The sequence below is a fragment of the Paenibacillus sp. P4_A7 genome (assembly GCF_056402455.1).
This window is the reverse complement of the sequence record NZ_JBFUHJ010000266.1, coordinates 1-7,571: the sequence shown is the minus strand read 5'-3', so window position 1 is coordinate 7,571 and position 7,571 is coordinate 1. Positions and strand designations below refer to the sequence as shown.

Genomic DNA, 7,571 nt, shown 5'->3' with positions numbered 1-7,571 from the left:
GTCTTACATTGTTCATGGCATAGCCAGAGGGAAATCTGAAAGGTTAGCTGAGTACAGTAATTATCATCATCATCCCTTTGATCTTAGCGATACTGATCATATTGAACATTTGGTAACTGATATTTTCGCGAAAATTGATTTTAAACCTGTTGAAATGATTGGCTTGATAAATAATGCTGCCCTATTAGAGCCATTGAAGCCAATTGATAAGTGTACCGTCAATGAAATCACAAATCATATTCAGGTAACTCTTGTCGCACCAATGGTGTTGACTTCATGTTTCATAAAACAAACTTCTAATATGTCCTTTAGGCGAAAAGTATTGAATATATCTTCGGGGTCAGGCATTTATCCAGCCCCTGATATGAGTGTATATTCTACAGCTAAGGCAGGTCTTAATATGTTTACACAATGTGTTGGAGCCGAGCAAGAGATAAAGGAGAATCCTATAGAAATCTTGGCTGTCACCCCAGGGATGGTAGAGACAGAAATGCAATTACACGCTAGAAGCAAAAATGATGGGCAATTTGAAATGGCGGATTATTTTAAAGATGCCTATCAATCAGGAAGACTGCAAACGACGGAAGCGATCGGTGCACATTTATTACGTCTTATTGATATGAAAATCGATACGGGTAAGTTAGTGAACTATGATTTTTCTATGTGATAGTGCGACTAAATGAATGAAGTATATATAAACATAAAGGGAGGGTTAATAATGATACCTAATGCTGAAAATGAATCGAAGCTACTCATGAACTATAAAGCAATTATTTTTGATCTGGATAATACGCTGCTTGATAGGACGAAAACATTTGAGCTTTTTATAAGGAAACTTATTCATCAGTATTTTGAGCATGTTACCCCTACTATTCAGGATGAACTTTTTTCGAAAATTGTCGTGTTAGACGAGAACGGCTACAAAGACAAAGTAAAGCTGTTTAGCGAGCTGCTCGAACTATTGCCATGGCGCGAGAAGCCGCAGCTTGAAGAGCTTATTAATTTTTACACAGTGAATTATGTACATAGTGCAATCTTGATGGAAGATGCCATCGAGTTATTGGAATGGTGCAGCAGCAACTATAAAGTTGGGCTTATTACGAACGGGAGGCATATCATTCAGGATGGGAAGCTTGAAAAACTGAAGATTAAGTCCTATTTTCATTCCGTAGTCATTTCCGAGAGTGCTGGAGTTAAGAAGCCGAATAAGCAAATTTTCGATATCGCCCTGCAGCAGCTAGAGCTAACAGCAGAGGAATGCGTATATGTAGGGGACCATCCTATGAATGATATAGACGGAGCATCGAAGGCAGGTATGAACACCATTTGGATGGAAGTTAATCAGCCATGGAGAGAAGGCATTCAAGTGCAGCCGCTGCTTACGGTTAGATCATTGAAACAATTATTAGAGCATATTCGGAACTGAGGATGGAAAATATGAGTGCTATGCGAAGGGCCACTTTGATCTCCGTAGTATTCATGTTTATTATGGCTGGCTGTTCAAATTCACAGACCGAAGAACAAAAGATAGAGGTACGTCTTACGAAGGGCGATACAGTTGTTTTTACGCAAAATGAGTTGGAGTGGGTAGATGAGGATAAGCGACAAATGAAAGTCAAAGGGCTGACGACTGCGCTTGCCGATCGGATGAGTTTAAATGCTGAACACTTTGAACTTACAATTAATGATGAGTTAATTTATGAAGGCAAGTTCATTAACCCATTGTCATCGGTTTACAACCCGACACCATTTTCGATCACTATTATTCCTAGTAAAGGTAGTTCTGTTGATGATATCTACTTTTACTATTTAGCAGAGGGTGAGAATAAAGTGCTCGATTCTAAGTTGAACTTCAAGATAGAAAGCACTGCTAGATCCTAGGTTGTCTAAAGCGCTGAAAGAACTAGGCAAGCTGAGATAACGTGATATTAGTTAATTATTTTTATTAGCGATCTGCTATTTAACATGCTTTAAAAGGAGTGTTGTTAGAATGGAACTATACTACAATGAATATTTGATAAGCGACGACAAAGACCTCATCGATCGTAATCAAGTTAAAGCCTTTCTAGCTAAAAGTTATTGGGCTATCAGTCGCCCAGAGTCAACTATCGATAAGTCTATAGACAATTCTGTCTGTTATGGTATTTACACAACAGGTGTTCAAGTTGGGTTCGCGCGCTTAGTAACCGACGATGCCACTATGTATTGGCTATGCGATGTGTTTATTGAAGAAAGCCACCGAGGACTAGGTCTAGGAAAGAAGCTAGTCGAGTTCATTACGCATTCAGATCGTTTCAATAATTTGATGGGACTATTAGGCACTAGAGATGCGCATGAGTTATATGAGCAATATGAGTTTGTTAGAGACCAAAAGCGATTCTTAAGAAGAGCGCCGGATCATACAAGAAATTAGACTAATTGAAGTTTCCTCCACATAATGATGCTTATGTGAATTGATCAGCCAAGGAGAAGGGAGATTCACGCATGTATGCATTAGAGTTGTTTTTCGGATCAGAGCTTAACCAATACGTGAAGAATAGCTGGCAGCAGTTAAAGGACTTACATATTACGTCGACTATGTTGAATATTCAAGATCTGCGTCCGCATATTACTGTGGCTGTATATGATCAAATCGAGGATTTAGAAAGCTATGGCAAACAGCTGGAAGAGCATATGAGCGAGCAAAAGAAGTTTACTGTATCCTTTGATAGCATTGCGACATTTCCTTCTACAAACACCGTGTTTGCCGCTCCTACAATGACGAGTGAGTTATTTCATTTGCATCGCAATTATTATGAAGCTTTCCAAGCCTATTCTAAAACAGCTCATGCTCATTACACCCCTGACAGATGGAATACTCATTGCACATTGGCCATGCATTTAACGAAATTACAAATGACAAGGGCAGTAGCTTGTTGTGTGAACCACTTCAAACCGTTTCAATCGTCGATCGAGTCTATTGGATTGGTTCATCTTCAGTACGATGGCGGAAGTTGTATTAGCAGTCCTACGATTAAAGAAGTAGCTTTTCAACAAATAAAATAAACAGAGATGGTGTGACAGAGATGAGTAAGGATTACTGGGATACACGTATAGAGTACTTAAAGCGAACGAGAGCTTTAAACTTGAACGATGATTATTTGCGCTTTTTAGTTAGAGATGTGTGGAAGATCGATCAGCCAGTTCATGTTATCGACTTTGGGTGTGGCTACGGGTATATGGGATTAAAGCTGTTGGAATTACTGCCTCAAGGATCTACCTATACGGGGTTAGATAGAGGTGAGAAGCTTATTAAGGAAGCAACTGAGCTGTTTAGCAAACTGCCTTATGATGCTACTTTCACTGAGGTAGATATTAATGAGTATGAGCCGGTACGAAAATATGACCTTGCGGTATGCCACGCTTTCTTAATGCATATGAATGATCCATTAACCACGTTAAATAAAATGATTAACAGCATTAATTGTGGTGGGAAAGTAATTTGCTTTGAATCCAATTGGATCTCAGCAATGGCTAATCAATATTATAGTGGGTTTGAACAATCAGAGGGCATATCACTCGGTATATTACAGCGTTTATTTGAAATGGATATAACGAGCACCGGCAAGGATGGCAATATTGGGATCAAGCTGCCTCAAATGATGAGTGAACTGGGATTGTCCCAAATTGAGTGTAGAGTAAGTGATAAGGTCAATTATTACGATCCAAAGACCAAAGATGAGAGTCTTTATAAATCATTATCTGAAGATGGGATTGGCGGAATGCCAGGTGAACAAATAAGTATCATCGAAAGTCTTATGAATCGTGGGCTTTCGCAGCAGGAAGCCGAGCAGCAATATGAGAAGGAATTATTTTTCGCATCACACTTTAACAAACAAGGTACGGAAGAGCACTTTGTGTTCGCACCAACGATGAAAATTTCGTTTGGAACGCTACCTAAGAAGTAAGGAGTGGAGTGATTTGTGAATGGGCTTTGAAATAACAGGTCATCGATTCGTTAAACGGTTAAACAGATGAAACGTCGTATTATTTCTCTTATAGTCCTTATTGTGTCACTGATTCTCTCTTTTCCACATCATCTTGGAACATCGCTTGGTGATGATTTCGTTCGTTTGCTTGGATTGAACCCATGGAGCGGGAGTGGGGATACCGGCCTTCACTTTACCGTCCTATTTACTTTTTTATTGTTTATGTATGGCATGATAGGTGTCGTCATGGGATATAGAGATAAGTATCCTTCGGTATTCCTGTTCGTTATTGTAGGATGTGTCGTATTTGCACTTACCTATCCCCTGGCAACTGAAAAACTGATGTTTATCGTTAAGCACAATGCAACAGGTGAAACTTCACTCGATTACTCTAGTAAAGAAAGTACTTGCAGCTTTCGTACGAATAATGGATTAGTCGAAGTATCATGTTCATTGACCATTTTTAATTACGGCAAAGAGGTATTATTAAAGATTAAACCGCAATTCTCAGACATCGATTCATTTGATGATAATCTCGAATTTCAATATATTGAAGTAACACCGCATAAGAAACGAACAATAAACAACATCATCTTCACTCAGAAAATTGATGAAAACCATGGCGTTAATGGAACGAAACAGCCTATCCGTTTTCAAATTGAGGTCGCTCGTTTTTGATCAGAACAGGGGGAATATATGCTTATACTATTAAAAGAAGATGATCTGAACAATGAGCGGCTTTCTTGGTTGTGCATAGAACCAGCGCTTATTCAATCGAGGGCTAAGGCTCCTGCCGAGAAAGCCGCCATCTATAATGAGCTTAGAGAAGGTCAGAAAGCTTTGTACATGTTTTATGCTTTTCACAACCATGTAAATTCGATCTCCGAAATGTATTGGTATGCTTCCTATTTTATTAGTGATCTTAAAGCTTGGCCTCTTATGCGGAAAAGTGTTCAATTCTTTCAGGATGATGTTTTGTTGAAAATTTATGACGATACTCATACTGCACTTGAAGCTGAGTTGTTAGGGACAGATGATAGATGGAGAAATGCATCTCCGTCTGATCTAGAAGGAAATGAGAAGTTGTTTGAAAATGTACGAACTCTATATGAAAAGTATGAAGAAGCAGCAGCTGCTGCTATCAGAAATATGAACAGCTATATTAAGAAGCATCCGGATGAATTTTATGAACTGGTAAATTGAAATAGAAGTACTGCACAGTAATCCAAGAGGCATGAGTTTTTGGCAAAAGGTCGGATTCATTCCTTACAGTACAACCATGAATAGGAGTATTCTGACTGATTCAACCTCTCTATAGTCTGTGTGGTATGTGAAAATGAAGCTGGAGGTAATCATTTTTGGATAAAAGTCCTTTGACAGATAAATTTCTACTTAACATTGAAGAATCAGAAATTAATTATATGATTGACCGGATGACGGCCATTCAAAGTAGGGAAGGAAATCCTGAAGGGATTGAAATGCTGAGAATTGAGGATGCTGTGTGCTTTTATAGCAGAACGATGCCTTGGGCCTCTTTTAACACGGTAAAAGGCGTTCGATCCCATCATGTAAAGGCACTAGAAGAGATTCAAGAGTTCTATCAACAAAGATCACGTAAACCTCAATTTGAGCTTGTACCAGGAATGATTGATGGAAAGTTTCTAAGTACGTTATCACAGCTCGGAATGTATCAATCAGGGTTCCATACTTCCATGTATTTACATACAAATCATTATGTTAATAAACTCTCGTTACCTAGGATCGACGTATCGGAAATAAGTGAAGATGAGTTCGAAATCTATGCAATGATTCACTGTCGCGGGACAGGATTATCGGATGATGGCATACCGTATGTCGCACAAAATAATCGAATTCTCCATAATCGAAATGGTTGGAAGTTTTATATGGTCTATATAGATAATGAACCAGCTGCTGTTGGGGTTATGTACATCAAGGATGGTACAGCATCGCTTACGTTTGCTGCAACCTTGCCGAAGTATCGTAATCATGGTCTTCATGGGCATTTATTGCACAAGCGTATTGAAGTGGCTATTCAGCATGGATGTGCGCTAGTAGTTGCTCAATGTTCATTTATGTCACAAAGTCATAGAAATATGGATCGTGTTGGCATGAAGATCGCTTATGTACGTACGAATTGGACTGAGCAGTCGTAATAAAAATAAACAAATAAACGGAGATATTCCAAACATGAAAAAGCTATATGTCGGTATTTTTTTGCTTGTTTTAACTTGTATGGTGGGAACCATTTTAATTGTTTTTAAGGATTATCCCAAAATAATTAGAGAGCAGCCTTTTAAAGATCTAATCACTAAAAGCAGTGATGGTGATATTATCGCATTTAAGGACGTAACTAGCTTTGATTGGGATGAGCTTCATATCTTTGGTCCATACTCAGATCCAAGAGCAGAAACGGATATAAAACATATGAATAAAGTAAGCGATTCGATTAAATTTAGTGATGCTATTTTCCAACTCGTATTTGTTAAGGATAACGCAGCTATTAGACAAGTTTCACTTTCAAGAAGCTACGTGAACTTTGATGATAATGTGAACTTTGAAGCTAATTTGAAGGGCAAAATCTCTAAAGAAGAAGGCACATTTCATGTAACTAGAGACGGGGATATCGTAACATTAAGTAAACTGCCAAACGAATAAACAACGAAGTGACTTTACTTGGAGCGGGATCATGGTAATCACTTCTAAATGGTTTATGTTGAAACGGATTAGCGTCTACACTATAATATGTAGTGTAAGGAGGCGCATATGGAAATTAATAAATTTAAGTATGGTGAGGTAGGCTTGAATCGTTTCTTTGGATCATTAGAAGCCAAAGTCATGGATTTTATATGGGAAGCCGAAGAACTAAGTATTAAGGAAGTTCAACAACGTTTGGAGAAGGACAAGCCCATTAATTTCAACACCGTTATGACTGTAATGAATCGATTGATTGAAAAAGGGATTTTAGAGAAACGGCTTGATGGAAGACTATCGCTTTTCCGTGCTACACAATCGAAGCAAGATTTCATCGAACAGCAATCTAGGAAATTGACAGAAAACCTGCTTGATGAGTTCGGCGGTGTTGTCATTACCCATTTGATCGATGCATTAAAAGATGTAGATAAGGCATTGCTCGACAAACTTGATCACAAAATTCAGCAGTTAAAAAAGGAAAAACAATGATGATATGGAGAAAGAAATCTTCTTTCGTTTTTTCGTTAAGTGTGATTATCGCTGTATTTGTCTGGGTCCAAATGGGGATGTACTTAGCTCATCTTATGTTCGGTGTCAGTTTGAAAATGAATATATTCAAGTTTTGCTTAAGCTTGTTTAAAGAAAACTCGTTTTATTATTTTATGATGATCATTATTATGAATGCGCTCATTGCTCATTCCGTACTGCTTACAGTGATCAAAACGATACAGCAATTTGTATGGTCTAGAAGTTTTAAGAAAAAGATATTGTCCTTTCAAAATATAGCGTTGACCGATCATATTAAAATGGAGTACCGATTACAGAAACAAAACATAATCATAGTTGATCATGATCAATTTATGGCGTTTACGCTAGGTTTTAGAAGACCAC

General features: G+C 38.1%; 12 protein-coding genes. All 12 read left to right on the top strand.

All coding sequences use genetic code 11. The features are described 5' to 3' along the window. On the top strand, positions 1-667 hold a 667-nt coding region (locus AC1DWN_RS23125; protein WP_477561254.1), incomplete at its 5' end, for an SDR family NAD(P)-dependent oxidoreductase. Between the two features lie 51 nt (positions 668-718). After that, complete coding sequence (locus tag AC1DWN_RS23120; RefSeq protein WP_477561253.1) at positions 719-1,426, top strand: HAD family hydrolase; 708 nt, start codon at positions 719-721, stop codon at positions 1,424-1,426. Between the two features lie 11 nt (positions 1,427-1,437). Continuing rightward, positions 1,438-1,881 (top strand): hypothetical protein, encoded by a 444-nt coding sequence (locus AC1DWN_RS23115; RefSeq protein WP_477561252.1) that lies wholly within the window; start codon positions 1,438-1,440, stop codon positions 1,879-1,881. A gap of 109 nt (positions 1,882-1,990) precedes the next feature. Then, positions 1,991-2,413, top strand: coding sequence for a GNAT family N-acetyltransferase (locus tag AC1DWN_RS23110; protein ID WP_477561251.1), 423 nt, complete (start codon positions 1,991-1,993; stop codon positions 2,411-2,413). 71 nt (positions 2,414-2,484) lie between these two features. After that, on the top strand, positions 2,485-3,045 hold the full coding sequence (locus AC1DWN_RS23105; RefSeq protein ID WP_477561250.1) for a 2'-5' RNA ligase family protein: 561 nt from the start codon (positions 2,485-2,487) through the stop codon (positions 3,043-3,045). A 20-nt stretch (positions 3,046-3,065) separates the two neighbouring features. After that, on the top strand, positions 3,066-3,947 hold the full coding sequence (locus AC1DWN_RS23100) for a class I SAM-dependent methyltransferase (protein WP_477561249.1): 882 nt from the start codon (positions 3,066-3,068) through the stop codon (positions 3,945-3,947). A gap of 66 nt (positions 3,948-4,013) precedes the next feature. Next, the gene (locus tag AC1DWN_RS23095; protein ID WP_477561248.1) at positions 4,014-4,646 is read left to right on the top strand and encodes a hypothetical protein; all 633 of its coding nucleotides are present in this window, start codon (positions 4,014-4,016) and stop codon (positions 4,644-4,646) included. Positions 4,647-4,664: 18 nt separating this feature from the next. After that, positions 4,665-5,171: a hypothetical protein gene (locus AC1DWN_RS23090; RefSeq protein ID WP_477561247.1), complete on the top strand. Its 507-nt coding sequence runs from the start codon at positions 4,665-4,667 to the stop codon at positions 5,169-5,171. Positions 5,172-5,326: 155 nt separating this feature from the next. Next, entirely contained in the window at positions 5,327-6,142 is an 816-nt protein-coding gene (locus AC1DWN_RS23085) for a GNAT family N-acetyltransferase (RefSeq protein WP_477561246.1), read from the top strand. Positions 6,143-6,176: 34 nt separating this feature from the next. After that, entirely contained in the window at positions 6,177-6,644 is a 468-nt protein-coding gene (locus AC1DWN_RS23080; protein ID WP_477561245.1) for a hypothetical protein, read from the top strand. A 108-nt stretch (positions 6,645-6,752) separates the two neighbouring features. Then, positions 6,753-7,169: a BlaI/MecI/CopY family transcriptional regulator gene (locus AC1DWN_RS23075; protein ID WP_477561244.1), complete on the top strand. Its 417-nt coding sequence runs from the start codon at positions 6,753-6,755 to the stop codon at positions 7,167-7,169. Then, positions 7,166-7,571, top strand: a 406-nt coding sequence (locus AC1DWN_RS23070) for a hypothetical protein (RefSeq protein ID WP_477561243.1), incomplete at its 3' end; no start/stop codon positions are given. The genes AC1DWN_RS23075 and AC1DWN_RS23070, both read left to right, overlap by 4 nt.